General features: G+C 62.4%; 17 protein-coding genes and 1 tRNA gene. 7 read left to right on the top strand and 11 right to left on the bottom strand.

The window, feature by feature from the left end; translation table 11 throughout:
• Positions 1–6 precede the first annotated feature (6 nt).
• Together J7392_RS15320 and J7392_RS15315 are read left to right on the top strand one after the other, a co-directional pair.
• Positions 7–1,392 carry a HAMP domain-containing sensor histidine kinase gene (locus J7392_RS15320; protein ID WP_209218362.1) on the top strand — a complete coding sequence of 462 codons (1,386 nt, stop codon included), beginning with the start codon at positions 7–9 and terminating at the stop codon, positions 1,390–1,392.
• A gap of 76 nt (positions 1,393–1,468) precedes the next feature.
• Positions 1,469–1,545, top strand: a tRNA-Arg gene (locus J7392_RS15315).
• A 38-nt stretch (positions 1,546–1,583) separates the two neighbouring features.
• Here the strand turns inward: J7392_RS15315 and J7392_RS15310 are convergent.
• The 6 genes from J7392_RS15310 to J7392_RS15285 all read right to left on the bottom strand — a co-directional run bounded on the left by J7392_RS15310 (position 1,584) and on the right by J7392_RS15285 (position 6,681).
• Positions 1,584–2,225: a DsbA family protein gene (locus tag J7392_RS15310; protein WP_209218361.1), complete on the bottom strand. Its 642-nt coding sequence runs from the start codon at positions 2,223–2,225 to the stop codon at positions 1,584–1,586.
• Between the two features lie 430 nt (positions 2,226–2,655).
• Entirely contained in the window at positions 2,656–3,153 is a 498-nt protein-coding gene (locus J7392_RS15305; protein WP_209218360.1) for a GAF domain-containing protein, read from the bottom strand.
• Entirely contained in the window at positions 3,150–3,905 is a 756-nt protein-coding gene (locus J7392_RS15300) for an ABC transporter ATP-binding protein (RefSeq protein ID WP_209218359.1), read from the bottom strand. The genes J7392_RS15305 and J7392_RS15300 overlap by 4 nt, the downstream gene beginning before the upstream one ends.
• Entirely contained in the window at positions 3,902–4,741 is an 840-nt protein-coding gene (locus J7392_RS15295; protein ID WP_348540706.1) for an ABC transporter ATP-binding protein, read from the bottom strand. Before J7392_RS15295 ends, J7392_RS15300 begins: the two co-directional genes overlap by 4 nt.
• On the bottom strand, positions 4,735–5,640 hold the full coding sequence (locus tag J7392_RS15290) for an ABC transporter permease (RefSeq protein ID WP_209218357.1): 906 nt from the start codon (positions 5,638–5,640) through the stop codon (positions 4,735–4,737). The genes J7392_RS15295 and J7392_RS15290 overlap by 7 nt, the downstream gene beginning before the upstream one ends.
• A 9-nt stretch (positions 5,641–5,649) precedes the next feature.
• Positions 5,650–6,681 (bottom strand): ABC transporter permease, encoded by a 1,032-nt coding sequence (locus J7392_RS15285; protein WP_209218356.1) that lies wholly within the window; start codon positions 6,679–6,681, stop codon positions 5,650–5,652.
• Positions 6,682–6,887: 206 nt separating this feature from the next.
• On the opposite strand from J7392_RS15285, the gene J7392_RS15280 reads away from it, so the two are divergent.
• From J7392_RS15280 to J7392_RS15270, 3 genes are all read left to right on the top strand, one after another.
• Positions 6,888–7,496, top strand: coding sequence for a cupin domain-containing protein (locus J7392_RS15280; RefSeq protein ID WP_209218400.1), 609 nt, complete (start codon positions 6,888–6,890; stop codon positions 7,494–7,496).
• A 52-nt stretch (positions 7,497–7,548) separates the two neighbouring features.
• Complete coding sequence (locus J7392_RS15275; RefSeq protein WP_209218355.1) at positions 7,549–9,138, top strand: ABC transporter substrate-binding protein; 1,590 nt, start codon at positions 7,549–7,551, stop codon at positions 9,136–9,138.
• Positions 9,139–9,227: 89 nt separating this feature from the next.
• Positions 9,228–10,334: a Xaa-Pro peptidase family protein gene (locus tag J7392_RS15270; protein WP_209218354.1), complete on the top strand. Its 1,107-nt coding sequence runs from the start codon at positions 9,228–9,230 to the stop codon at positions 10,332–10,334.
• Between the two features lie 76 nt (positions 10,335–10,410).
• Here the strand turns inward: J7392_RS15270 and J7392_RS15265 are convergent, their stop codons facing one another.
• The 5 genes from J7392_RS15265 to J7392_RS15245 all read right to left on the bottom strand — a co-directional run bounded on the left by J7392_RS15265 (position 10,411) and on the right by J7392_RS15245 (position 21,469).
• Positions 10,411–11,139 (bottom strand): hypothetical protein, encoded by a 729-nt coding sequence (locus J7392_RS15265; protein WP_209218353.1) that lies wholly within the window; start codon positions 11,137–11,139, stop codon positions 10,411–10,413.
• A 225-nt stretch (positions 11,140–11,364) separates the two neighbouring features.
• A complete protein-coding gene (locus tag J7392_RS15260; RefSeq protein ID WP_209218352.1) occupies positions 11,365–17,106 on the bottom strand; it encodes a hypothetical protein in 5,742 nt (1,913 codons plus the stop codon).
• Between the two features lie 119 nt (positions 17,107–17,225).
• Positions 17,226–19,859 carry an NEW3 domain-containing protein gene (locus tag J7392_RS15255; protein WP_209218351.1) on the bottom strand — a complete coding sequence of 878 codons (2,634 nt, stop codon included), beginning with the start codon at positions 19,857–19,859 and terminating at the stop codon, positions 17,226–17,228.
• Between the two features lie 58 nt (positions 19,860–19,917).
• Positions 19,918–20,430, bottom strand: coding sequence for a hypothetical protein (locus J7392_RS15250; RefSeq protein ID WP_209218350.1), 513 nt, complete (start codon positions 20,428–20,430; stop codon positions 19,918–19,920).
• A gap of 418 nt (positions 20,431–20,848) precedes the next feature.
• Entirely contained in the window at positions 20,849–21,469 is a 621-nt protein-coding gene (locus J7392_RS15245; RefSeq protein ID WP_067267389.1) for a response regulator transcription factor, read from the bottom strand.
• A gap of 251 nt (positions 21,470–21,720) precedes the next feature.
• On the opposite strand from J7392_RS15245, the gene J7392_RS15240 reads away from it, so the two are divergent.
• Together J7392_RS15240 and J7392_RS15235 are read left to right on the top strand one after the other, a co-directional pair.
• The gene (locus tag J7392_RS15240) at positions 21,721–22,203 is read left to right on the top strand and encodes a molybdopterin-dependent oxidoreductase (protein ID WP_209218349.1); all 483 of its coding nucleotides are present in this window, start codon (positions 21,721–21,723) and stop codon (positions 22,201–22,203) included.
• A gap of 78 nt (positions 22,204–22,281) precedes the next feature.
• Positions 22,282–24,816 carry an ATP-binding protein gene (locus J7392_RS15235; RefSeq protein WP_247744604.1) on the top strand — a complete coding sequence of 845 codons (2,535 nt, stop codon included), beginning with the start codon at positions 22,282–22,284 and terminating at the stop codon, positions 24,814–24,816.
• Positions 24,817–25,009 lie beyond the last annotated feature (193 nt).

Genomic DNA, 25,009 nt, shown 5'->3' with positions numbered 1-25,009 from the left:
TCGCCCATGATCCACTCGCTTTCTGGCCGTCTGCTGATCCTCACCACCATCTTTGTGATGCTGGCCGAAGTGCTGATCTTTGTCCCCTCCATCGCGCGGTTCCGCGAGGAATATATGCTGACCCGGTTGGAGCGGGCGCAGATCGCGTCGCTGGCGCTTTTGGCCGACGATATGCTCGACCCGGAGTTGGAAGAGGAGCTGCTGCGCAACGCCGAGGTGTTCAACGTGGTGCTGCGCCGGGATGAGGCGCGGCAATTGGTGCTGGCCTCCCCCATGCCGCGCATGGTGTCGCAGACCTATGATCTGCGCGATGCCTCGGCGACGGTCTTGATCCGCGATGCGATGCTGCGGCTGTTCCGCCCGGGGAATGAGGTGGTCCGCGTGATCGGCGCGCCGGTGCGCGAAGCGGGGCTGCTGATTGAGGTCACGATGGAGACAGCGCCCATGCGTGTCGCCATGCTCGACTACGGGATTCGCATCCTCATCCTTTCGGCGGTGATCTCGGTCATCACGGCGGTGCTTTTGTTCTTTGCCATGCGGGCCTTGCTGCTGAAACCGATCAAACGGGTCGCAGGACATATGCAGCGCTATGCCGCCGCACCCGAAGATGCGCGGCGTATTATTGAACCCTCCGCCAGCGTGACAGAATTGCGCGAGGCCGAAGAGGCGCTTCAGAAGCTGCAAACCGACCTCACGCAGGCGCTTAAACAGAAAGAGCGTTTGGCCCAATTGGGCAGTGCCGTCAGCAAGATCAGTCACGATCTGCGCAACATCCTCACCTCCGCCCAACTGTTCACCGACCGGATCGAAATGTCCGAAGACCCGACCGTCAAACGCATGGCGCCCAAGCTTGTGGGGTCGATCACCCGGGCGGTGCACCTATGCGAATCGACGCTGGCTTTCGGCAAGGCCGAAGAGCCGGGGCCGACGCTGACGCTCATGCCGCTCGAAGAACTGGTGGAAGAGGTTATCGACGGCGAGCGCCTTGCCGATCCTGAAAGCATCGTGCGCTTTGCTGCCGATATTCCCGCGAATCTCACCGTGCGCGCGGACCCTGAGCAAATGTACCGCGTGCTGGCCAATCTCATGCGCAATGCCCGGCAGGCGATCACCGCCACCGGCAAGCCGGGCGACGTCTATCTGCGGGCCGAGGATATGGGCGAGGCATGGTGTATCACCGTTAGCGATTCCGGCCCCGGCCTGCCGCCCAAGGCGCGGGAGCATCTCTTCACCGCCTTTCAGGGCGGGGCGCGTAAGGGTGGCTCAGGTTTGGGGCTGGTGATCGCCTCCGAACTGGTGCGCGGCCACGGCGGCAGCCTTGCGCTGCGCAACAGCGGGCCGGAAGGCACGGTTTTTGACATAACACTGCCTAAGGGGGACGGCGCCCTGTAGATTTTTGAAGAAAATTGCATTTCCTTAAAACGAGGGCTTGCAACTCCCCGGGGCTAAGACTAAACCCCCGCTCAGTGGACCGATAGCTCAGCTGGATAGAGTACCTGACTACGAATCAGGGGGTCGGGGGTTCGAATCCTCCTCGGTCCGCCACTACCCAACATTGAAGAACACGGCGTTTTTGGGGCGTCTTATCCGTCTCGCGGCGGGTTGTAGAAGCCCGTGTCGCGGTAGGGCTGGTCAAAGGCGTGATCCATCAGTTCCAGATGGTCTTGGCCGTAATACATGTCACCATTCAGAAAATAGCTGGGCGAGCCAAAGATGCCGCGGGCAACGGCCTCTTCAGTGTTTTGCGCGTGGATTGCCTGCACATCCTCTTCCATCGCCCGTGCGATCAGCCCGTCGCACTCAGAATCGACCGCTTCAGTCGCGCGGCGCAGATGCGCGGGATTCGCGAGATCGATATCGTCGCGCCAATGGGCCTGAAGAATCGCAAAAGAAAGCGCGTCGACATCCCGCCCCGCCTGAGCGGCGGCGATCAGGTAGCCGTTTGCAAGGTTCAGCGGGTTGTCGTGGTGGGTCGGGCGGTGGTTGAGAATTTCCAGGCCGCGATACTGCGCCCAACGCTCGATCTCTCGGCCAAAGAAATAGGCGATGTAATGCGGCGTGAAACCGCGAAAGTGGTCCACACGGCCTGAGGCGATCACGGGGCTGAGGTCAAAGGGGCGATGCACCAGCCGCGCACCGCGGGCCGCGCAAATCTTCAAGAGCTTGCGATGCCCCAGATAGGCATAGGCGGAATGGGCGGAATAGAAATATTCAATGGTGTCCAAGGTCGGCTCCCTCCGGTTTTGCCAGCATCATGGCGGAAACCGACGGGGAGACAAGGACGGGGGCCGAAAGCCGAGTGCGGAATCGCGGGAGTGCCCGTAACGCGGCACTTCTAACCGCGATGACGCCTCAATACCGGCGGTTATGCAATTTGTTCGCCCGGGGGCGGGGGGCGATTGCGCGGACCTTCCGAGGCTGGGGGCGTTGCTTGGCCATGAATGCCAGGGCCGCCACCGCGGCCATGATCAGGATCAAGAGTTCGTAAGTCCACATGAGCCATTCCTCCTAGGGCATGTTCATAAGGTTAACCTTAGCTATGCCCGATGGGTTCCGTCTTGGCCGGGATGGTGGCGGCCTTTGGCCGGGGCCGCAAGTCAAAAAGGCCGCCGCAATTTTGCGACGGCCTTCTTTCGGCAGTGCCCGCTCCGGGCGTCAGCCCATTTGCCGCACCACGGCCATGGTGGCGATGGCGGGCAGAGTCAGCAGTGCTTTGACCTGTTCCACGCGGGTGGGGGTGTAATAGCTCTCTTCGTGCAGGATGTTGACCGTGGCAACCATCTTGCCGCCGATGATGATCGGCAGGTTCACGACCGAGGCGCAGCCCAAACGGCCAATCAGTTCCGCATCGGGAAAGACCGCGTCGATATCGGCCAAGGTGTTGGCGACAAAGCATTCCTGCCGCCCGTGGACCTGTTCGAACCAAGTGTCGATGGTGATCTCTTTGGTGCCGGAGGTTGGGTAATTCTCAGCGTCGTCGGTATAGACGCGCCGCGCCAGCATCGCGTCCATATCCGCTGTCATCACGGTAAAGAGCTTGGCCCCCACGGTGGCTTTGGTCAGCGCGCAAAGCGCGTCGAAAGCCTGCGTTTCTGTGGTGGCCTGCTCAAGCGCTGTCTGAAAGCGTTGCATTGCGGCGGTGGTATCGGTCATGGGGCTTCCTTGCGGTCTGGATTGCCGCCCGAGGCGGCGTAGAGGGCTTGGGTATAGGGATCGGTAAAGCTGCCGTCATGCAGCGCGCTGGCCGGGGCGATCTCAACCACCCGGCCTTTGTTCATCACCGCCATGCGGTCGCACATGAAACTGACGACGGGGAGATTGTGGGTGACCATAAGATAGGTCAGCCCCTGTTCGCGACGCAGCCGTTTCAGCAGGTTGAGAATCTCCGCCTGAACCGAGACATCCAGCGCTGAGGTCGGCTCATCCAGCAGCATCACCTTGGGCTCAAGCATCAGCGCGCGCGCGATGGCGACCCGTTGCCGCTGCCCGCCGGAGAGCTGATGCGGAAAGCGGAAGCGGAAACGTTTGTCGAGGCCGACGGCCTGCAACATCTCCACCACGCGGGCGCTGCGATTGCCGAGGCCGTGGATCATCAGCGGCTCGGACAGCACGCCGTCCACCGTCTTGCGCGGATGGAGAGAGGCATAGGGGTCTTGAAACACCATCTGACACTGCCCGGCAAAAGCGCGGTCGACCTTGTGGCCGCGCGGCTGGCCGAGCACGGAAATCTCACCGGTCCAATCGGGGGCTAGCCCCGCGATGGCCTTGAGCACCGTGGACTTGCCCGAGCCGCTTTCGCCCACCAGCGCAAAGCTTTCGCCCTCGGCCACGTCGATATTCACCCCGGTGACCACCTTGGTTTGCCCATAGGAGATGTCGAGGTTCTTGAGTGTAATCGCGCTCATGTGCCGCTCCATGCGCTGCGGTCGAGGACGGGCAGTTCATCGCGCGTCTCTTCCATTTTCGGAACCGCGGCCAAAAGGCCCTTGGTATAGGGATGGCTGGCCTTGTGCAGATCGGCGGCGGCGCAGCTTTCCACCACCTGACCTGCGTGCATCACCAGGATCCGGTCGCAATAGCGCGCAACGAGATTGAGGTCATGGGAGATCAGGATCAGCCCCATGCCGTGGTCGCGCACCAACTCGTCGATGAGGTCGAGCACTTGAGCCTGCACGCTCACATCCAGCGCCGAGGTCGGCTCATCTGCGATCAGAAGATCGGGGCGCGGTATCAGCATCATGGCAATCATGATCCGCTGGCCCATGCCGCCTGAGACTTCGTGCGGGTAAAGGTCCATCACCCGCTCGGGCTCGTTGATCCGCACCGATTCCAGCATCTCCAGCACCCGCGCTTTCACATCGCGCCGGGCGAGGCGTTCGTGGGTCAGCAGGGCTTCGGCGATCTGCGCGCCCACGGTCATCACCGGGTTCAGCGAGAACTTTGGGTCCTGCATGATCATCGAAATCCGCGCCCCTCGCAGGTTGCGCATTTGTCTTTCCGACTGGCTTTGCAGGTCGATCCCGTCAAAACGCATCACATCGGCCTGTTGCCGCCCCGGATGACGCACCAAACGCAGGATCGCCCGCCCGGTCATGGATTTCCCCGAGCCGCTTTCGCCCACAATCCCGAGCCGTTCACGGCCGAGGGTGAAGGACAGGCCCTTGACCACCTCGACCCGGCCCTTGGGGGTGGGGAAGCTGACGGAGAGGTTTTTAAGTTCCAGCAGGGGCGCGGTCATGATTTGCCTCCTTGTTTGGGGTCGAGCACGTCGCGCAGCCCGTCGCCCAAAAAGCAAAAGCCGAGCGAGACAAGGATGATCGCAAAGCCGGGCATCGTCGCGACCCACCATTGATCCAAGATGAAGGCCCGCCCGCGCGAGATCATCGCGCCCCATTCCGGCAGCGGCGGCTGCGCGCCGAGGCCCAGAAAGCCAAGGCCCGCGGCGGTCAGGATGATCCCCGCCATATCCAGCGTCACCCGCACGATCATCGACGAGGTGCACAGCGGCAGCACGTGCCGCGTGATGATCCGCCCGTGAGACGCGCCGAGCAGGCGCATGGCCGAGATGAACTCGGAATTGCGGAAGGTCAGTGTCTCGGCCCGGGCGATCCGCGCATAGGCGGGCCAAGAGGTGATGGCGATGGCGATGATGGCATTCTCGATCCCCGGCCCGAGGGCGGCGACGAAGGCCAGCGCGAGGATCAGCTTGGGCATGGACAGGAACACATCCGTAACCCCCATCAGGACCCTGTCGGTCCAGCCGCCGAAATAGCCCGAGATCGCACCGATCAGAAGCCCCAGAGGGGCGGCGATGATGGCGACCAAGGCCACGATCATTAGGGTGATCCGCGCGCCATAGATCACGCGGCTGAAAATGTCGCGGCCCAACTCATCCGTGCCCATCCAATGCGCCGCCGAAGGCGGCAGCAGCCGGGCGTCGAGGTTCTGCCCCAGCGGATTCTGCGGCGCGATCCAAGGCGCGAAGAGCGCGGCGAGGATCAGCATCAGCAGGATCACCGCCCCCACCACCGCTAGCGGATTGCGCAGCAATTGCAGCAGCATGCGATAGGCGTTGCCCATATTCGCCTGCAATTTCGAGGCGGGGGAGTCGTCCAAAAGCCAGTTTCTTGCAGTGGTCATGACGGCCTCCTAGCGGCTGCGCGGGTCAAGGATGCGGTAGAGCACATCCGAAAGTTTGTTGATCAGGATGAAGACCGCGCCGATCACCAGCGTCGCCCCCAACACGGCGTTCATATCGGCGTTGAGCAGCGCCACGGTCAGGTAATTGCCGATGCCCGGCCAGCTAAAGACCGTCTCGATCATCACCGACCCTTCGAGCAGGGCGGCATAGGACAGGCCGATCACGGTGATCAGCGGCACGCGGATCGGGCGGAACCCATGCACCCAAAGCACCCGCCATTCGGCCACGCCCTTGACCCGGGCGGTGGTGATGAACTCTTGGCCTAGTTGGTCCAACATGAAGCTGCGCGTCATCCGCGCGATATAGGCGAGCGAGAAAAACCCGAGGATCGCCGCAGGCAGGATCAGGTGATCCAGCGCGTTCCAGAAGATGTCCCACTCACCAGCAAGGGCCGAATCCACCAGCATCAGCCCGCTGCGCGGCTCGACCATGCCTTCGTAAAAGATATCGACACGTCCGGGCCCGGCGACCCAGCCCAGATTGGCGTAGAAGATGACAAGTCCGACAAGCCCCAGCCAGAAGGCGGGCACCGAGTAGCCCAGCAGCGCGAAGACGCGGATGATCTGATCCACCCAAGTGCCCTGTCGCGCGGCGGCCCAGACACCGCAGGGCACGCCAAGGCCGATGCCAATCAGAATGCCCAGCGTCGCCATCTCAAGCGTGGCGGGAAAGACCTGGGCAAGGTCCTGCGCCACGGGCCGGTTGGTCGAGACGGAATGTCCGAGGTCGCCTTGGAACACATCGCCGACATAGGAGAAGAATTGCATGATCAGGGGCCGGTCCAGCCCCATCGCCACACGGGCGGCGTCATATTGTTCTTGGGTCGCACGGTCGCCGACCACGGCCAGCACCGGATCAATCGGAATGACCCGCCCGATGAAAAATGTGATCGCCATCAGCCCGATGAAGGTGAGCAGGGTCACCACCGCAAAACCGCCGAGAGAGGAGACCCCCTGCGCCAGCCTGCGGGCTTTTGTCATATTCGTATTCACGGGCCACGCCCTCCCTTCCTTCGCCGATGCCATTGATAAGCAAGCCATTTCCTGCGCCGACACGCGGCCTCAGGGTGCGGTGGCACCGTTCTGGATGCTTTGTGCATAAAACAAATTTCGCCATTTGCAAAAATTTTTTTGCCAGACAAAATAATTTTTTGTAACGTCGGCACAGAACAGGGGAGATGACCAAGATGCCGCGCGACAAAGCCAAGCCCGAGCCGAACCTCGGTGCCGCGATCCGCAAAAGGCGCAAGCAGATGCAGATGACGCTGCAAATGCTCTGCGACAAATCCGGCGTCTCGATGGGCTATCTCAGTCAGGTAGAGCGGGGCAATGCCACGCCGTCCCTCGGCACGCTGGCGCAGATCGCCGATGGGTTGGATGTGGCTTTGGAGTATTTCATCGCCGCGCCCAAACCCTCGGACGGGCTGACCCGTGGCAATGAGCGCACGCAGTTCGCGCTGGCCAATTCATCACTGACCTATGAAAGCCTTGCCGCCACTTTCCCCGGCGCGGAACTGTCAAGCTATCTGCTTCACGTCCCGCCCGGCTACGAATCTGAGACGGTGAGCCATGAGGGCGAAGAGATGGTCTTTGTCCTTGAGGGAGAGATTGAGCAGACCCTCGACGGGCAGAAATTCCGCATGAGCGCGGGCGACTGTCTGCATTACAGCGGCCAGCTTCCCCATGCTTGGGCAAACCGAACCGACACGACTGCGCGTATCCTCTGGACCGGCACTTTGGCCGTGCTGAACCGGGCAGGTGCCATCGAGCTGCCTGAACTGATCAAGAAAGCCTAGGCGCGCTGGGCAAATGACATTCCAACTTCAACGATCCAACAAGGAGACCTCCATGAGAACACTTAGATCAACCCTATTGGCAAGCGCGCTGGCGCTGCCCTTGGCCGCGCCGCTGGCCCTGGCCGACACGCCCGAAGGCGTGCTTGTCGTGGCGCAGAACATCGACGACATCGTGGCGCTCGACCCTGCGCAGGCTTATGAGTTCACCTCTGGCGAACTGGTCACCAACCTTTACGACCGTCTGGTCCAATATGACGCCGAAGACACCACGGTGCTCGCACCCGGGCTGGCCTCTGACTGGGAAGCCGATGCCGAGGCCAAGACGATCACCTTCACCCTGCGTGACGGCGCGACATTCGCCTCCGGCAACCCGGTGACTGTGGATGACGTGCTGTTCTCTTTCGCACGCGTGATCAAGCTGAACCTTACCCCGGCCTTCATCCTGACCCAATTGGGCTGGACGGCTGAAAACATCGACCAGATGGTCACGGCCGAGGGCAATACCGTCACCGTGAAATACGACGGCGACTTCTCCCCGGCCTTTGTGCTGAACGTGCTCGCCGCGCGCCCTGCCTCCATCGTCGACAGCGTGCTGGTGAAAGAGCATGAAGTCGACGGCGACATGGGCAATGCTTGGCTGAACGAAAACTCCGCCGGTTCCGGCCCCTTCAAGCTCGACCGCTATGCGCCTGCGCAGATGGTCCGGATGAGCGCGAATGAGGGCTATTTCAACGGCGCGCCCGCGCTCGACAGCGTGATCATCCGTCATGTGGCCGAATCCGCTACCCAGCAGTTGCTGCTTGAGAAGGGCGATATCGACCTTGCGCGCAACCTGACGCCGGACCAGATCGCTTCGATCGACAATGCCGAGATCAAGGTCGAAACCTACCCGCAGGCGGCGGTGCATTTCCTGTCGTTCAACCAAAAGACGGAAAGCCTGACCCCGCCCGCCGTTTGGGAAGCCGCCCGCTATCTGGTGGATTACGAAGGCATGACCAATTCGATCATCAAGGGTCAAATGGACGTGCACCAGGCCTTCTGGCCCAAGGGCTTCCCCGGCTCGTTCGACGAGACGCCTTTCACCTACGATCCTGAAAAGGCGGAGCAAATCCTCGCCGATGCCGGGATCGAGACGCCGATCACCGTCTCGCTCGACGTGATCAACGCGGCGCCGTTCACCGACATGGCCCAGTCGCTTCAGGCGAGCTTTGCCGACGCGGGGATCAACTTCGAGATCCTGCCCGGCACTGGCAGTCAGGTCATCACCAAGTACCGTGAGCGCAGCCACGAGGCGATGTTGCTGTACTGGGGCCCCGACTTCATGGACCCGCATTCCAATGCCAAGGCCTTTGCCTATAACTCGGACAACTCCGACGACTCCTATGCCGCGACCACCACATGGCGCAACGCATGGGCCGTGCCGGAAGAGCTAAACAAGCAGACCATGGCGGCGCTGTCCGAAGCCGACCCGGAAAAGCGGCTCGAGATGTACCGCGACCTTCAGCAGAAGGTGCAAAAGGATTCGCCCATCGTGATCATGTTCCAAGCGGCCTATCAGGTGGCGATGGACGATGACGTGACCGGCTATGTGAACGGCGCGACATCGGATTTCGTCTTCTACCGGTTGGTGGAAAAGGGCTGATCCCGCTTCCCTGATCCCTGCGCGGGCCCGGGGGCTCCCCTCGGCCCGCGCATCCCAATACCCCTTTTTGAATACCAAGGTCTTTGCCCATGTCCGCTTCCTCCCCCTTCGATACCCGCCTTGCCAACCTGCGTGCGCGCATGGCCGAGACGGGCACCGATCTTGTTGCCCTCGGCCCGTCAAGCCATATGGCGTGGCTATCTGGCGTGCATCCCCATGGCGACGAACGCCCGGTGATGCTTTTGGTCAGCGCCGATTACGCAGGGTTTCTGATGCCCGCCCTGAACGCCGCCGCCGCGCGCAAGGACACCGATCTGCCGTTTCATGCATGGAGCGACGATCAGGGGCCGGAGGCCGCCTTGACCGAACTGCTAGAGGCTTGCGGGGCCACCGCGCCGGGCCTGTCGGTGGTGCTGGATGAGACCATGCGCACGGATTTCGCCCTTCGGCTTTTGGATGCGCTCGATCATCCGCGCCGCCGCTTTACCGATGACACCGTCGGTCTGTTGCGCGCCAGCAAGGACAGCGAAGAATATGCCGCGATCAAAGCCGCGCATCTGTTGAACGACAGCGCCGTTCGGGCCGCTTTTGCCGCGCTGAAAGAAGGCATCACCGAGCGTGAGGTCGTGGCGCTGATTCAGGACCACTACAAAGCCAATGGCGCGGGCCTTGAATTCTGCTCGGTCTGTTTCGGCGAATCCGGCGCTTTCCCGCATCACTACCCCGGCGATACGGCATTGGCGCAGGGCATGGCCGTGCTGATCGACACCGGCTGCCGGTTGAACGGCTATCCTTCGGATATGACCCGCAGCGGCTTTTTCGGCACGCCGGATGCCGAGTACGAGGAAGTTTTCGCCACGGTCGAGCGGGCGGTACAGGCCGCGCTTGATGCTGCCCGCCCCGGCGTCGCGGCACGCGAGATTGACCGTGCCGCACGCGATGTGATCACGCAGGCGGGCTATGGCGCACACTTCCTGCACCGCACCGGCCATGGCCTTGGCATCGACATCCATGAGCCGCCCTATATCGCCGCGAACTCCGATGCGGTTCTGGCCGAAGGCAGTGTTTTCTCAATCGAGCCGGGCATCTATCTGGAAGGCAAATTCGGCGTGCGTCTGGAAGAGATCGTGATCCTACGCGCCGATGGGCCTGAAATCTTCTCGGAAATGCCGCGCGAGATGCAGCGCCGCGGCTAAAAAGGTGGCCAAAGCGGCGAAAATACGCGCGCTTTGGCCTGGAGGGAGACGGAGAGAGAGAGAGTGGGGCGCGCGGTCAGGAGGTGCCGCGTGCCGTGTTTTCAAAGATGCTTTTCATATGGCTGTCGAATTCGTTCCAAGTAATGACAGCCCGGTTGCCCGCATGGCCGTGATAATAGGACCGGCCCGTCGAAGTGGGCAGCCCGGCCCAGATGCGGGCGAGGTTTTCCATGAAACGATGGCGGCTGATCTTGCCCTTCATAAAGGGGGTGAATCCCGCATCTTCGAGCAATAGATCGGCCAGCAGGTCTTGAACCTGTGGGGTAAACCGGTCACTCTTGCTTAGCCCCGCTTCGGCGACGAGCGTTTTCAAAGTGTTGGGGATGAACTGGTAGCGCCCGATGGCATGGGGCTGGCCGGGGGTTGCCTTGATCCAGCGATAGATTTCGCCGATGGTCATGCTTGTGGGGCGCTTGGGCGGCTTGATCCGCGCCCCATGCTGCACCGCGTCATAGCCTTTCGCGCCCGCCTCTGCCGAGGCGATGACATGGCGCACCGCCGCCGATGGGCCGCCGCGCGGGGGCAGGGTCAGTTTGCGGCGGGCCTGAGCATGTTTGACAGGCGTCTGGATCATGCCCCGGTTGAGGTGGATCCGCGCATCCGAGGCGGAAGGCGACAGGGCGAAGTTCAGGCCGGTGACGGCGATCTTGCGGCTGTCGAAACGGGCGAAATCATTAGCATTTGCCGCGCCGGAGAGGGTGGCGGCGATCAGGCAAAAGGCAGTGCTGGCAGCGAGCTTTTTCATCGGAGTTTCCCATCGGGCTGGAGGTTTGCATTGTCCCTGATCATGCGCCTCTAAAATCGATATTTCATTAATGCGGACAGCTAGTTAGCGTCTCGAAAGGATAGTCGGCCCGGCGCTTGGAATAGGCCGGGTCGACTATGGAGCGACGCCGCGCTCTGAAAGAGGAATGAGCCACGTTCCAGATGCGCTTGGAACGTGGCTCTCCCTCGGGGCTGAGTCTCCCGGTCAGCTTCCGAGGAACTGGTCGAACTGGGTCCAGAGTGAGTTGTCCAACAGCAGGTTGAACCGGAAATAGAACCCTTCGTCATAGAGGCTGCTTTGCCCTGCCACCCGGCCACGGGCCTTGTTGTAGCCGAGCGCCAGCAGGACACCTTCGCGCGGGGTGAAGCCAAATTCGGCGCCGATCCCGTTGGAAGAATTGCCCTCGCTGTCCCACAGATGCGTGGCGTTGAGGCCGAGTTGGAAACGGTCGTCGCCGAATTCGTAGTTCAGACCGCCTTGGATCAATTGCGTGGTGGTGTTGGCCCGCGCGCCGGCATTGGTGCCGATCTTCTGATGCTGGCCGGCATATTTGCCGTTGATCCGCAGGTCGGCGTCGATCTCGTAATTTGCGTCGATCGACCACAGATGCGTTTCCGTGCTGGCGTGTTTCTCTTCCAGCCGGTGCTCGTACCAAGCCAGCACATCCAGGCGGGCGTTGTCCTTGGGGCGATAGGCGGCCCCGATGCGGGTGCGCATGCGGCGGGAGTTCTCGCCCTCGCGGCGGTCAAGCGCGGCACGGCTGCGGGCCAGAACGGTCAGCTCAGGGGTGACATTGCCCGCGATGCCGAAGCTGGCGTAATGGGTCTTGCCGCTCTCTTCCCAAGTGGTTTCCAGTTCGGCATCGCCGACCCAGTCACCATCCGCCGATTCCCAGCTTGTGCCGATGGCAAAGGAGGTGAGCTCCCCGTCATTGGTCTCAAGGTTGCGCGAATGCTCAAGGTCAGCGCGCAGATTGGTGCTCTCGTTGATGTCCCAATCGACCGACAGGCCCTGCACCATGGTGGTGTCGCTGGTGCCGCTGGCCTTGGTCATCTCGGTCCGGCCGGTGACCCATTCGTTCATCGTATAGGTGAAGCCATAGGCCGCGCGGGTGACCAGAGCGTCGCTGCCGAACTGAAGCTCGATCTCGTTATAGACGCGCCAGCCGTTCTTGGGCTCGTCGTAAAGGCCGAGGGTCAGTTCGGTGGGGGCGTCACCGCTGAGCGGGGCGCGCAGCTTGGCCTCGATCACGGTGCCGGGGCGGGCCGCTGGGGTCCAATGCGCGCCGAGGATCAGGGCGGTGTCGGTCTCGCTGCCGCTGGCGGTGCGGTCCCGGCTATACTCGAGGCCGATCTCGCCGCGCAGGGTCTTGCCCAGATGCCGGGAATAGATCGCATCCACGGTCAGCCGCGTGCTGTCGTTGATCCGGTCGCGGGTGTATTCCGCGCCGAAGGCGATGTCGCTGCGCCGGTCGATCTCTTCGCCATAGCTCAGGCGGACCTGGGTGGTGCCGGGGCGGGCCAACCCGCCTTGGGCGTAGAAGTCGCGGCCCGTGTGGATCGCCTCGAAAGCGAAGTGGCGGGTTTCGGTCTTCAGCTCATAGGACAGGCGCGCGGCGCTGTCCTTGTCGCCCATGGCGTTCTCCGACCGGGCCACCTCGGCCTCCCACAGACCGCCTTGGCGGTCTTCGTGCTGGAGATAGGCAGAGTGCATCCGCTGGCGGGCCGCGTTGCCCAAGGGGGCGTCGGCATGGACCGCACGGGCGCCGACAGAGGTCCGCTCGGACAGGGCATAGTTCACCTCACCGCCATAGAGCCAATAGGCTTCGGCGCCCTCGGCCTCGACCTCATAGGTCACGCGGATCGACACGGGGTTGCCGTCAAGGTCGAACTGGCGCACCGGGCTGTCGAAGGTGATGGTGTTGCGGAAGAAGTCGAGCAGATAGTCGGTGCCGCGCAACAGGGGCGTGGCCGACAGGATATCGCCGCCGTCTTCGTCCCGCACGAGGATCTCCACCCGCTCGGACCCCTGCACATAGCCGCTCAGGTCAAGGTCATAGGGGCCAGAGACACCGCGCCCGCGGATTTCTTGGATCTGCTGCTCCTGCGCGGTCCGGGCGGCGAAGACGGTGACCGACACGCGGTCGTTCTCCCAATGGCCCTTGGCGCCGGTGGCGACACGTTGCAGGCCGCCCAGTTTCAGCGCGCTGGCCTCAGGCGCGATGGCGATATCGCCGTAGAGCACATAGGAGCGGCCTTTCTCTACCTTCACGAAGAGGTTGGACGAAGATTGCGCATCGGCACCGCGTTCGGAATTGTCGCCGTAGACGGGGTAGTATTCCTCTCCCCGGATGTCGCGGAACAGGCTGTCTTCGGTGTCCCGGTCCGAGCTGTAGCGCAGGGTCAGCAGGGCATCGCCACGGATCACCCCTTTGAGGTAAAGCTCACCCCGGATTCCGGTGGTGGTGTCCTCGAAGGCGCTGAAGCGGTCTTCTTCGATAACATTTCCCGCATCCCCGCTCAGCGAAACCGCGCCTTCGATCACACCGATCAGCACACGTTCGTTCAGGTCGGGGGTGAAGGTCACCCGCGCCTCGGCCTCGCCAAAGGAGGAGCGCACGGTGATCAGGTCGGGGCCGGAGGCCTGCGGCGGGATCAGGTTGAAGGTCGCCTCGCCATTGTCGAGATAGGCCTGCACGCCGGGCGCGCTGCTGCGGATGTCGGTCACATCCCAAAGCGACCGGCGGGCGGCGAGGGTCACGGTGCCTGAGGCGGGCACCGGGCGGCCCCCGGCGTCAAGCACGCGCACCACGACCGGCACCACCGAGGCGGGATTGGCCGAAGCGGTTTCCGGCATCAGGATCTCGATCCGGGCAGGTTTGCCGGGGGCAGTCAGGCGCAGCTCTTTGCGGACGCGTTCGATGCCGAAACCGTCACGGCCCACCAGCGTCAGCACGTTCTCGCCCGAGGCCAGTTTCACGGCCACATATTCCAGCGCCTGCACGTTGTTCTTTGCCAGATTGGTGCGTTCGCCCACCCGGTCGCCGCCCAGCTCGCGCCCGTTCACCAAAAGCGACAGCGTGAGATCGGCCTTGCCCTTAATCCGGATGTTCTGTGTGGCGCGGGTGACGGACGTGTCTTCGGCAAAGTCGACAAAGCCCGGCGCGCTATCGAGGTTCTGAATCATGCTGTCGAGCGATTGACGCTGGGCCGAGGCACGGGCCGCTTGCGCGACAGAGGAGGGTTCTTGTCCGGCCTCTTCGCTTTGTGCCGCGATCATGCCGGGGGTCAGCTGGGTGGTGGTGGCGATGCCGGCCTCACCGCGCACGGAGCGGGTGCTGCTGCGCTGGCCGTCGATCGGCAGATCGGCTGCATTCATGCCGGGGGTCTGACGTTTGCCGGCGAAATGGTCGCGGCGTTTGCCGACTTCCTCAAGCGCTTCGGGGGTGCATTGGGCCACGGCGAAGTTCTCGGTCCGCAACTCGCCCTTCTTCAGCGGCACGATGCGCGAGCCACCCCGGCGCAGATCGTTGGTGCGGGTCACCTGCACCGCGGTTCCGGCAGGCAGAGTTTCGGGCTGCACGAGGAAGGCATGTGTCACCGGGCGCATGCCGTTGAGCGAATAGGCGCCATTGATATCGGTCACCACGAAGAGCCCTTCCTGGGTCACGATGCGCACACCGGGAATGCCGGGCTCATCCTCGACGCGGTCGCGCAGACCGTTGCCGTTGCAATCCATGAAGACGGCGCCCAGCACGGTGCCTTGGCGCGCAAAGACACCGCCCGAATTGTCGAGCCGGACCATGGCGCGCGCGGTCTGCGATTGTTGCAGCGTCCCGGTGCCCGCTTGGCGGCCCGACAGGATCGCGCTGTTCTCGTTGCGGCCTTCGCGGGCGGCGGCAGAGAATTGCATCACATAGGACAGCTCATGGCCCGACAGCGGCTCAAGCATGCCCACGTCAAAGCGCAGATCGCCATTGCCGATCTCTTGCGGATCGTCCAGCGGCTCTCCGTTGAGGGTGACCGTGCCGGGCACGAAGTTCACACCATAGGCGGGCCGGTCGAGGATTTCGCCGCCGATCAGCGCCTGGTGCATGTTGTTGGTGAAGCTCAGCGTATAGGTGACAAATTCACCGTGACCCACGCGGTCGAGGTCGGCGGCTTTGTCCAGCGCCAGCGGCGTGCCATAATTCGGATCAACCGGGATGTCGGAGACGAACAATGCGCCGCCTGCGTGTTTGAATGCGCGGCCCCAACCGGCATCCATCACATTGCGGCCCATACCGGCATAGTCCAGACGCGCGGAGGGGAAGATCCATGCGGGCGCGTCCATCACGGCATAGCGGTAGTCGCCTTCGGGCATTTCGGAGAAGGTGAAAAAGCCGCGCTGGTCGGTCTGGGTGCGGGCCATTTCGTTGCCCGAACGGGCATCGACAAGCGCAACGGCCACGCCGTCAATCGGGGCGTTGGTGACGGAGTTGAACAGGAAGTTGCCGGGGTTGATCATCAGATCGTCCTCAAGCACCGCACTGTCGCAAGACGCCGTCGCGATGAAGCTATCGCCAAAGTCGGTGGCCATGACCTGATCCCCGGCAACGGCGGGCGACATCTGCGCCATCGGCAGGGCGGGGGTGAGGAAGACACCGGTGTTGGCCCCAGTCTCGGTCGCGATGATGGTTTCCACATCGCCTGTTAGCATGCTGCGGATGGTCACCGCCGTGCTGTCGACTTCGGTGCTGATGTTGCAGGCGCCCGAGGTGAGGCGCAGGCGGGTGTCGCTGCCCGGCGTGCCATAGGGCTGGTCCGCGCCGGTCTGGGGGTGTTCAAAGACCAAGGTGCCGACCGTCTCTGTATCGCGGTCATAGACCACGGTGTTGGAGGTCAGCAGCAGGGTGCTTTCTTGGTTGTTGTAAAAGGCCGAGGCGGTGTTCTGCACCTCTACCTTGCCCAAGTCGGCAGGCACGCGCACCGAGAAGCTGGGATCGGTCGCATGGCCGACGGCGTAGTCGCCCTCATGAAAGAAGGCCACCGCATCCACGTCATGGGAAAGCCCGGCGGGGGCGACGCTGACGTAGTGGTGGTCAGGCGCGCCGCGCATGTGAACCAGCGCGGTCATGGTGCCCGAATCCTGCACCGCGTGGAACACGGTGTTCAGCGGGATCGCATCGCGCAGCAAGACACCGGTCCGGGGGGTGCCGTCGATCACGATCGGCTGGCCTTCGATCTCGGGGTAGCCAAAGGCGTCCCGCTCGGAATCGTTGCGCAGCCGCAGGGTGTAGGTGATGAGCGCGCCCTCGTCATTCTCGGCGACGACCTGCTCTTTCGAGACTTCGAGCCCGCCTTCCTCGACCCGCGAGACGCCCATGGCGTCTTCGGTCAGGCTTTGGCCATCCTCGGTCACGGCAGATGCGGTCAGCATGCTGGCGAATTGGGTGCTGACGGGGGTCTCGGCGGAGATGCGGAATTCATAGATCAGCTGCATCCGCTCGCCCGCGGCGAGCATGAAGGGCGCGGACATGTCGAAAGCGCGGTCTTCGGTATCGATCAGGCCGTTGCCGTTCAGGTCAGGGAAAAGCGATTGGCGCGACATCATTCTGGCGCTGCCTTGCTCGCTGATGCTGACCGATGTGGAAAGCGGCACGTTGCCGCTGTTGATGACGTCGAAATGGTAGCGGCCAAAGGCACCACGGGTCAGCAGAAGGTCGGAGTAGCCGGTCACTTCGAGCCCGGGAACCGCGGCGACTTCGGCCCGTACCGGGTTCGAGAAGACGCGTTCCATGATGCCAAGGGAGGTGTTGAAATAGCTGACTTCTGCCACGTTGCGGATGAAAGACCCACCGGGGGCCGGGGCGGCGGTGGCGGTCTGGGGCAGAAGGCTCAGGCCCAGTGCGGAGGCGCTGATCAGGGCCAGAGCCGGGCGGGCTTTAGACATAAGGAAACTGCGCATCAGCTTGCTCCTGTTGCGATCCCTGGGAAGGGCGTGAAAAATGGGGGAGACGGAAACGGGGGGAGGAGGGGGCGCCCCCGGGAGAGCATCGCTCAGCCCGGGGGCGCCCGAGAGGTCGCTTAGTCGTCGACCCGCACGGTGAACTCTACCCGGGCGAAGCCGCCGGGAAGGATGCTGCCATGCGTGCTCGATACGTTGGTCGAGGTGACGGTGGCCGTGCTGGTGCCCGGGAACAGGCTTTCAGGGCAGGCGCCGCCACAGTCCGTGATCGCGGTATAGGCCGGGGCCGCGTCCGTGATGATCACGTTGTCCGCCGCAGAGGCACCTGTGTTCTCGGCTTCGACCATGTAGCGGATGCACTGGCCGGGCTCGACATCAAGACGCGTCTTGGTGAAGGTGCCCACGGTGCCATCGCAGCTCGCGTCGATGTACTGATACTTGCTCAGTGTGACATCGCCCGAGATGATGACCACGCGGTCTTCGACGGCGTTGTTGGTCTGGTCGATATCGGTCCCGACACCGTTCAACGTGTTGTTGATGGTGATGGTGCCGACTTCGGACACACCTTGGGTGGCGGTCGACGGCGTCTGCACACGGTAGATCAGCGAGATGCTGTCGCCCGGGGCAAGACCGTTCACACCCGGTGAGACGCCGTCGGTCAGGTCATCGAAGTTGTCGATCACCGGTTCGGACGGATCGATCACACCGTTGCCGTTCTGATCCCAGAAGATCGCGCCGGAGAAGTTGGTCAGACCCGATTGCGTGATCGACGCTTCGGTGATGGCCACGTTCCCTTCGTTCGAGATGGTGTGGAGGATGTCCACGATACCACCCGGCGAAGCCTGCGCGCTTTGGTCTTCGATGATCTTCACGTCATAGATTTCGTTGACCGTAACTTGGTTGACGATCCGGTCACCTTGACCCGAGACGGAAGAGACGACCGCGACGTCGACCAGCGTGTCACCCGGCAGGGCGCCATCGGCTGGCGTGATCACGGCGCGGATGGCCTGCGATGCGCCTGCGGGGATGGTGCCGGTGTTCGACACGATCGAGCCGTCGGGCAGTTGGAACTCAACCGTCCAGCCTGCGGGCAGGGCCTGATCCAGCGACAGGTTGAAGCTGTCCGAGGTGGGGCCGTTGTTTTCGACCAGCATCTCGAAGACAACCGGTGCGCCCGGGTCTGTCGACTGGGTGACCCATGGGTTGCCACCGTTCGTCGGTGCCGCGCCATCGCCTTCGGAGCCGACCACGGCGTTCTCAAGATCGACCGAGGCCGCAAGAACCGCGCCGGTGAATTCGGCAGTCGACACATCGCTGACGCCGGAGTTGTCCGAGGTCGTTGTGATGACGGCGGTGTAGTTGGTGGTGGCTGTCGGTGCGACATCGGTTGGCAATGTGGCGATCAAGGTCACCTTGGCGCTGTCACCGATACCCAACGGACCGACAGAGCCGACCACCGGTGTGATACCGTCGGCGCCGACAAAGCGGAAGGTGGTGCCAGCCGGGAAGTCGCCATTGGTCACGTCGAGGGTCAGGCTGTCCGGGCTGTTGGAGAGGTTGGTCAGCACGAATTCCTGACGGATTGTGCCGCCCTGATAGACATCGCCGGATTCCGTGACGACATCGTTGTTGGCCGCGTCATCGTCGGTGGCCGAGGCAATCGCCGGGTTGGCCGTGCCGTTGGAGTTGATCGCCGTATCAGCAACCGCAACCGCATATTGGTTGTCCACGGTGACAGAGGCGGTGTTCGATGGCGGGAAGGCCACGCCGTCAACGTCCTGGGTCGCCACGTTGGTAATGATGCCCGCGTTGGCGGTATCCGCGATCACGGCGCGGAAGGTCACTTCACCCGAGCGGCCAGAACCGACAGAGGAGATCAGGAAGTTGACATTCTGCGCGTCGTCATAGTCCCAAGCGATGGTCTCGCCAGAGCCGTTTGTCGTGTCGCCCACGGTGGAGCCGTTGTTATCGTCCAGCGGTGTGGCGGAGTCAGACCAACGGGCCGAGCCGGGCACATAGGTCAGGCGGCCATCAAGCACGTCCTGCACAGAGTAGTTGTTGGCCGCGGCCAGACCGGTGCTGGAGTAGGTCAGCGTGATCGTTACAGTATCGCCTGCGTCGATGATATTGGGGTTGCCGCCCGAAGCCGGGTCCGCGGTCATCGATTTGACCAGCTCGACAATCGCGTCGTTGGAGATTGTCAGCGTGTCCGTGTTGGTGCTCAGCACCGTGCCGTCGAGGGTCGAGGCCGCCGTCACGGTGATCGTGTCGGAACCGGTGGCCGTGGAGGCGACGGAGGCTTCGATCACGATGCCGAACTGCTCACCGGGGGCGAGGGTCGGTGTCTCGGTCAGCGGGGTGGCGCTATCGGCCACGCCGTCCATGTTGGCGTCGGGGTAGAAGACCAGCTGCGAGGTGTCGAGCGTGCCGCTGTTGGTCTCAACCGCGGTCAGTGCGAAGGCATCCGGGCCGTTACCATCGTTGGTGATGATGTGCGGCAGGAACGCCTTACCGCCGGGGGCGATGGTTTCGGTGTTGTCGGAGGTCAGGGTGACGCCGGCAACTTGCTGAACGACTGTCTCAACGGTGTTGGAGGTTACCGTGATCGTGTCGCCCGCGGCGTTGGTATAGGTCGCCACGGCTTGGTTGCCGATGACAGAGCCCGCTTCGGGTGCCGCGAAAGCGACAGTGCCGATCACGGCGGTCAGAGCAACGGCGCTTACGGAGCGCAGGAAGGTTGTATGGTGTTTCACGTTAATATTCCCTAGTTCTATAGTAGTTGGAGAGAGAGTGGAGAGAGAGGCGCCGGGATTAGTTCAGGCGCACGCGGTAACTGTTGAAGGCGGAATCGCCTGCTTTGAGCGGTTCGGAGAGGGTCCAGCGCACGGCGGCGACGGCCTCTTCAGGCAGCGGCTCTTCGGTCATGTTGCCATCGGCATCGAGGACCTTGCGGATGGCGGGAACGGTGGACCATTCCAGCCCTTCCTGTTCGGGGTCCATCTCGGCCTGGACTTCAAAGACCGCGGCGACAGAGGTCACTTCGGCACCCAATGTGATAGAGACGCCTTCGGGGACCGGCGCGGCGATGACGAGCCCTTCCATGGCGCCGTCGGTCATGTTCTGGTGACGCAGCTCATAAGAGATGACCTCGCCCGGGCGGACCGTCTGACGCTCTACGAGGACTTCTTCGCCCTCGGCATTGGTTTCCACCACGCGGAAGGAGAATTCGCTCGTGAGCGCGTCGGCGGCAGCCGCGAAACCCGCGAGCGACAAAGCCGTACTCGTGATGAGTGTCTTGGATAATTGGGAGATATGGATACGCATCTAGTAGTTCCCTTGTTGGCCGGTGAAGAGCCGGCGATTGCAATGAACGGACACGCTCATTGCGTTGTCCTGTTCTCATCTTCGGGGAACCGGATACCGATATCATCTGAGCGAACGGTTAACTCGCTGAGCCTGTGGTCAGGCGCTTAGCCGAAAGGATAGGAGGCCCTATCAGGTCGCGCCGCGGCCTATCATTTGGCGCGGAAATCGGGCCGGGCGCGGGCCGCGCAGATGGTTAATTTTGCTGGGAGAAATGGGGCTTCCGAATCTTTGATTCGTCGCGGGTCGCTATAGGCCGAACGCAAAAACGCCCGCACGAGGCGGGCGATTATGGTTTACGCTGAGGGGGAAATCGGGGGGCGCTACAGCGCACGCGCTGGGCCGATGCCGGGGGTGGTTCAGGGGTGTGAAACGGGCCTCAAACGAAGCCCGCGTCGCGCGCAATGATCGCCGCATCGGTACGATTCTTTGCGTCCAGTTTTCGGCAAAGTGTTTTGACATGCAGTTTGATCGTCACTTCCTGCAGATCGAGGTCGCGGGCGATCTCTTTGTTGGACTGCGCGTTCATCAATCCGCGCAGCACCTGGCGCTCCCGCTCGGACAGGGATTTCTCGAAATCCGTCTCTTCGGGATTGTCCTTGCCCGACATGAAGGTGACCGGGGCATAGGTCTCTCCCGCCGCCATGAAACGCACCGCGTTGACCAGTGACTTGGCGGGCAGTGTCTTGGGCAGAAAGCCGATCGCCCCCATTTCGAGCGCCTGTTCGGCAATCAGCCGGGTGGCGGTGCCGGAGATCAGCCCGACCGGGCGACCCTCGTTGATATCGAGAACGGTTTGCAGACCCTGCAAGCCCTTCATGCCGGGCATCGTATAATCCAGCAGCACCAGGTCGTAGGGCGGCTCTGATTTGATCTTGTCCAGCGCGCCGGCCAGATCGCTTGCCGCTTCGGTGACGGTGGCCCCATCCGCATCAAGAAACATGGCGATGGTCTCTCGGACCATGTCGTGATCATCGGCAATTAAAATACGCAAAGACATAATAGATCTCCTGAAGCCAAAATGGCCGGCGTTCTCTAATTGGTAGAGTGTGCCCGTTTCAAAAGAAAGATGAAAGCCCAAGGGGAAAGGGGGGCAAAGGCATGCGCCGCTATCCTTTGGTATGGCAATGCGGGCCGCGCGGGGACAGGCGCACCTATCCTTTGGTATAGGGGGGATGCGCTTCTGCGCCTTCGCGCCTGTCATTCGGGCAGGGTATGGTCAGGTCACAACGCCAGATAAGGAAATTTGACATGACCTTTCAGTACCTCAGCAAGACCATCACCGCGGCCGCCCTCTCTCTGGGCCTTGCGTCGGCGGTTGCCGCCCAAGACGAAGAGGCCGTGCTTGAAGTGACGCTGGCCGAGGAAACCCATAGCTTCACCCTCTCAGATCTCAAATCCATGCCTGTCTCTAGCTTTGAGACGACGACGATCTGGACCGATGGCACGCAGGCATTCGAAGGTGTGTCGTTGAAAGACCTCTTTGAGACGCTGAACGTCGAAGAGGGCACCATCACCGCGACGGCGATCAATGACTATGCGGTGGAAATCCCCATGTCCGACGCGGTCGAAGACGGGCCGATCATCGCCTACCATACCAATGGCGAGGAGATGTCGCGCCGGGACAAGGGGCCGCTCTGGGTGGTCTACCCCTATGACAGCGACATCGCCTATCAGACGGAACTGGTCTACAGCCGGTCGATCTGGCAGCTTGACCGAATTAGTGTCGAGTAACTGACAATGGCGCAGAGGGCTTGGATGAACGACGCAGGAAAATTCGGGCCCGCGCGCGCAAGAAGCCGACAGGTCTTGATGCTTATCCTCGTGCTGGGGATGAGCATCGCCGCCTATCTGGCCTATAACGTCTGGGACCGGATTCAGGCGCTCGACAGCGCGCAGCAAGACCACGCTGAATGGGTCTTTACGCAGATCGAGATCGAATTCCTCAAGACCGACCGCGCCTTGACTGAGGCGAAATCCGCCACGCCCGAAGCGCTGGACGAGTTCCGCAAGCGGTTCGACATCTTCTATAGCCGCGTCCTGCTGGCCGAACGGGTGCGCAACAATGCAAGGGCCAAACCGAAAATTCGTGAGTTGCGGGCCCTGCTGGACGGGTTCCTGCCTGCGATTGATGGGTCCGACGCCGAACTGATCGCGGCTTTGGACGATATCGACGCCATGTTGCGCAGCATCGAAGACGTGCCCCGCGAGATTGCCCTCGCCTCCATCGCCATTGCCAGCGAGCTGTCCCAAAACGAACGCCATGAGATCGTGCGGCTGATCGAGGTGATGGCGGCAATCGTCTTGATCGTCACCCTTGCTTTGGTCGGGGCGGTCTACCGCCTCTCGCGGCAGGCCAGCCGGTTGAACCGCACATCGCAACTGGTCGAAGAAAACCACCTGCGCCTTGCGACCACCCTTCAGGCATCGCTCGACGCCATCGTCGTCATCAATGAGCGGGGGGAGATCGAAGATTTCAACGGCTCCGCCGAAGAGATCTTCGGCATCACCCATGAGGTGGCGAAGGGCAGGGACTATATCAGCCTGTTGATCCCCCCGGCCGACCGCAGGATGCACCGCGAAAGGCTTGAGAGGTTCCGCATCACCGGTGAGACGGAGGTCGCCGACAAGGGCCGCCGCGAGTTTGAGATGATCGACCACGCCGGGCGCATTTTCCCGGTCGAGATGTCCGTGTCGCAATCGCCGATGGGGCAGGGGTCGCTCTTTATCGCCTATATTCGGGACATCACCGAAAAGCGCCTCCGCGAGGCCGAGATCATCGCCGCGCGGGATGAAGCGCTTGATGCCTATCAGGAAAAATCGCGTTTCTTCGCCATGATGAGCCACGAAATGCGCACGCCGCTCAATGGTGTGATCTCGGCCCTGCAACTGCTGCAAGATGACCGGCTTGATGATGAGCAAAAGCGCTATCTCGATGCGGCGATGACCTCGGGCGAGATTTTGTTGGGCCATATTAATGATGTGCTGGCGATTGAGCGCAGTGAAGCGGGGACATATGAACAGGTGCGTCAGACCTGTGACATGACCGTGCTGATGGCGGGAATCATCAACACGATGGACCCTCTGGCCGAGGCCGGGGGCACCCGGCTGCATCTTGATCTGACCCAGTTAGACGATAAGGCCATCGTCACGGACCCGCGGGCGATCCAGCAGATTTTGGTCAACCTTTTAAGCAACGCGATCAAGTTCAGCCCCGGCGGCGATGTGGCCCTGCGCGGTTGGTTCGCCAAACCCGCGGGCGAGGGGGAAGCGTTCCACCTGCAGGTCGAAGATGACGGCTCCGGCATTCCGGCGGGGGATATCGACCGTATTTTCGAAGATTTCGTCTCGCTCGACAGCCGCTATGAGCGCCGCACCGGGGGCACCGGCCTGGGGCTGGGGATCGTGCGCCGTCTGGTCAAACGTCTGGGGGGTGAGATCACCTGCGAGTCGACCGTGGGGGAGGGGACATGTTTCACCCTGCGCCTGCCCGTAGAGCTTGCTGATCTGGCCGAGATCGACTGCGATGCGGCCCCCAACCCGCAAAAGCGCGCCGAACCCGCGGCGGCTCAGCGGCTCAACCTTCTGCTGGTGGACGACAATGAGATTAACCGCGAGCTGATCAAGGCGATGCTTGAGAAGATTGGCCATGACGTCACCCTCGCCACCGGCGGGCGCGAGGCGATCGAACTGGCCGAAGACGCACCCTTCGATGCGATCCTCATGGACATCTCCATGCCCGAGGTGAACGGCATTCAGGCGACCAAGGCGATTCTTTCCGGCGAGGGCCCCAACTGCGAAACGCCGATCATCGCCGTGACCGCCCATGCCATGCCAAAAGAGCGGGCGGAGTTCAGCGCCGTCGGGATGTCGGGGTTCATGCAAAAGCCGTTGGATATGAAGGTACTACGCGCCAAGCTGCGCGAGCTTTCGGGACGCGCGGTCATGCCCGAACAGGCTCTGCCCGAGCGTTTGGCCAGCGCCCAGTCATCGGTACAGGCGAAATCCGCGAAACGGCCCCTGTTGAACGAACAACAAATCGCAGATCTGCTCGACCTGCTGGGCGCGGAGAAATTGCGCGAGCGGGTGGAAAAGCTCGACCAACAAGTCGCGACCGATTTGCCTGACCTGATGGCAGCCGATGCTCTGCCTGACCTACAGGCCCGCGCCCATGCCATGGCCGGGATGTGCGGCATGCTCGGCGCCGACCGGTTGCACGGGCTGCTCAAAGAGATCGAGACCGCCTGCAAGACCGACAAGGACGAAGAGGCGCGCGCGCTGGCCCAGGCATTGCCCGCCACCTGCGACGCGACGCTGGCGGCGATGAAGGCGCAGCTTGACCTCTGACAAGTCTGCTTGGGCGGGCGGCGGAAACCTATCCTTAAGACTAGTCCGATTATACCCCCGTCCAGATGCAACGATGCGAGGCGCGACCTATAGTTAGTTATGCCCGCCGATAGACGGGTCTGCACGAAGGCGTCATTGACCAGACCAATGACCGCGTCCCAAGCTGGCAACCGGTTCATTTCGACCGTTTCGC

Origin of the sequence: Sulfitobacter sp. R18_1 (assembly GCF_017743915.1) — a bacterium.
Lineage (GTDB): Bacteria > Pseudomonadota > Alphaproteobacteria > Rhodobacterales > Rhodobacteraceae > Sulfitobacter > Sulfitobacter faviae.
The sequence above is the reverse complement of the archived record's forward strand: the minus strand, read 5'-3'. Positions and strand labels throughout refer to the sequence as shown.

Excerpts from the sequence above, each read along its gene's own strand:
- J7392_RS15265 (WP_209218353.1), bottom strand. The coding sequence starts at position 11,139 with ATGAAAAAGCTCGCTGCCAGCACTGCCTTTTGCCTGATCGCCGCCACC.
- J7392_RS15320 (WP_209218362.1), top strand. The coding sequence starts at position 7 with ATGATCCACTCGCTTTCTGGCCGTCTGCTGATCCTCACCACCATCTTT.
- J7392_RS15270 (WP_209218354.1), top strand. The coding sequence starts at position 9,228 with ATGTCCGCTTCCTCCCCCTTCGATACCCGCCTTGCCAACCTGCGTGCG.
- J7392_RS15280 (WP_209218400.1), top strand. The coding sequence starts at position 6,888 with ATGCCGCGCGACAAAGCCAAGCCCGAGCCGAACCTCGGTGCCGCGATC.
- J7392_RS15300 (WP_209218359.1), bottom strand. The coding sequence starts at position 3,905 with ATGAGCGCGATTACACTCAAGAACCTCGACATCTCCTATGGGCAAACC.
- J7392_RS15240 (WP_209218349.1), top strand. The coding sequence starts at position 21,721 with ATGACCTTTCAGTACCTCAGCAAGACCATCACCGCGGCCGCCCTCTCT.
- J7392_RS15305 (WP_209218360.1), bottom strand. The coding sequence starts at position 3,153 with ATGACCGATACCACCGCCGCAATGCAACGCTTTCAGACAGCGCTTGAG.
- J7392_RS15245 (WP_067267389.1), bottom strand. The coding sequence starts at position 21,469 with ATGTCTTTGCGTATTTTAATTGCCGATGATCACGACATGGTCCGAGAG.
- J7392_RS15260 (WP_209218352.1), bottom strand. The coding sequence starts at position 17,106 with ATGCGCAGTTTCCTTATGTCTAAAGCCCGCCCGGCTCTGGCCCTGATC.
- J7392_RS15285 (WP_209218356.1), bottom strand. The coding sequence starts at position 6,681 with ATGACAAAAGCCCGCAGGCTGGCGCAGGGGGTCTCCTCTCTCGGCGGT.
- J7392_RS15250 (WP_209218350.1), bottom strand. The coding sequence starts at position 20,430 with ATGCGTATCCATATCTCCCAATTATCCAAGACACTCATCACGAGTACG.
- J7392_RS15235 (WP_247744604.1), top strand. The coding sequence starts at position 22,282 with ATGCTTATCCTCGTGCTGGGGATGAGCATCGCCGCCTATCTGGCCTAT.
- J7392_RS15290 (WP_209218357.1), bottom strand. The coding sequence starts at position 5,640 with ATGACCACTGCAAGAAACTGGCTTTTGGACGACTCCCCCGCCTCGAAA.
- J7392_RS15275 (WP_209218355.1), top strand. The coding sequence starts at position 7,549 with ATGAGAACACTTAGATCAACCCTATTGGCAAGCGCGCTGGCGCTGCCC.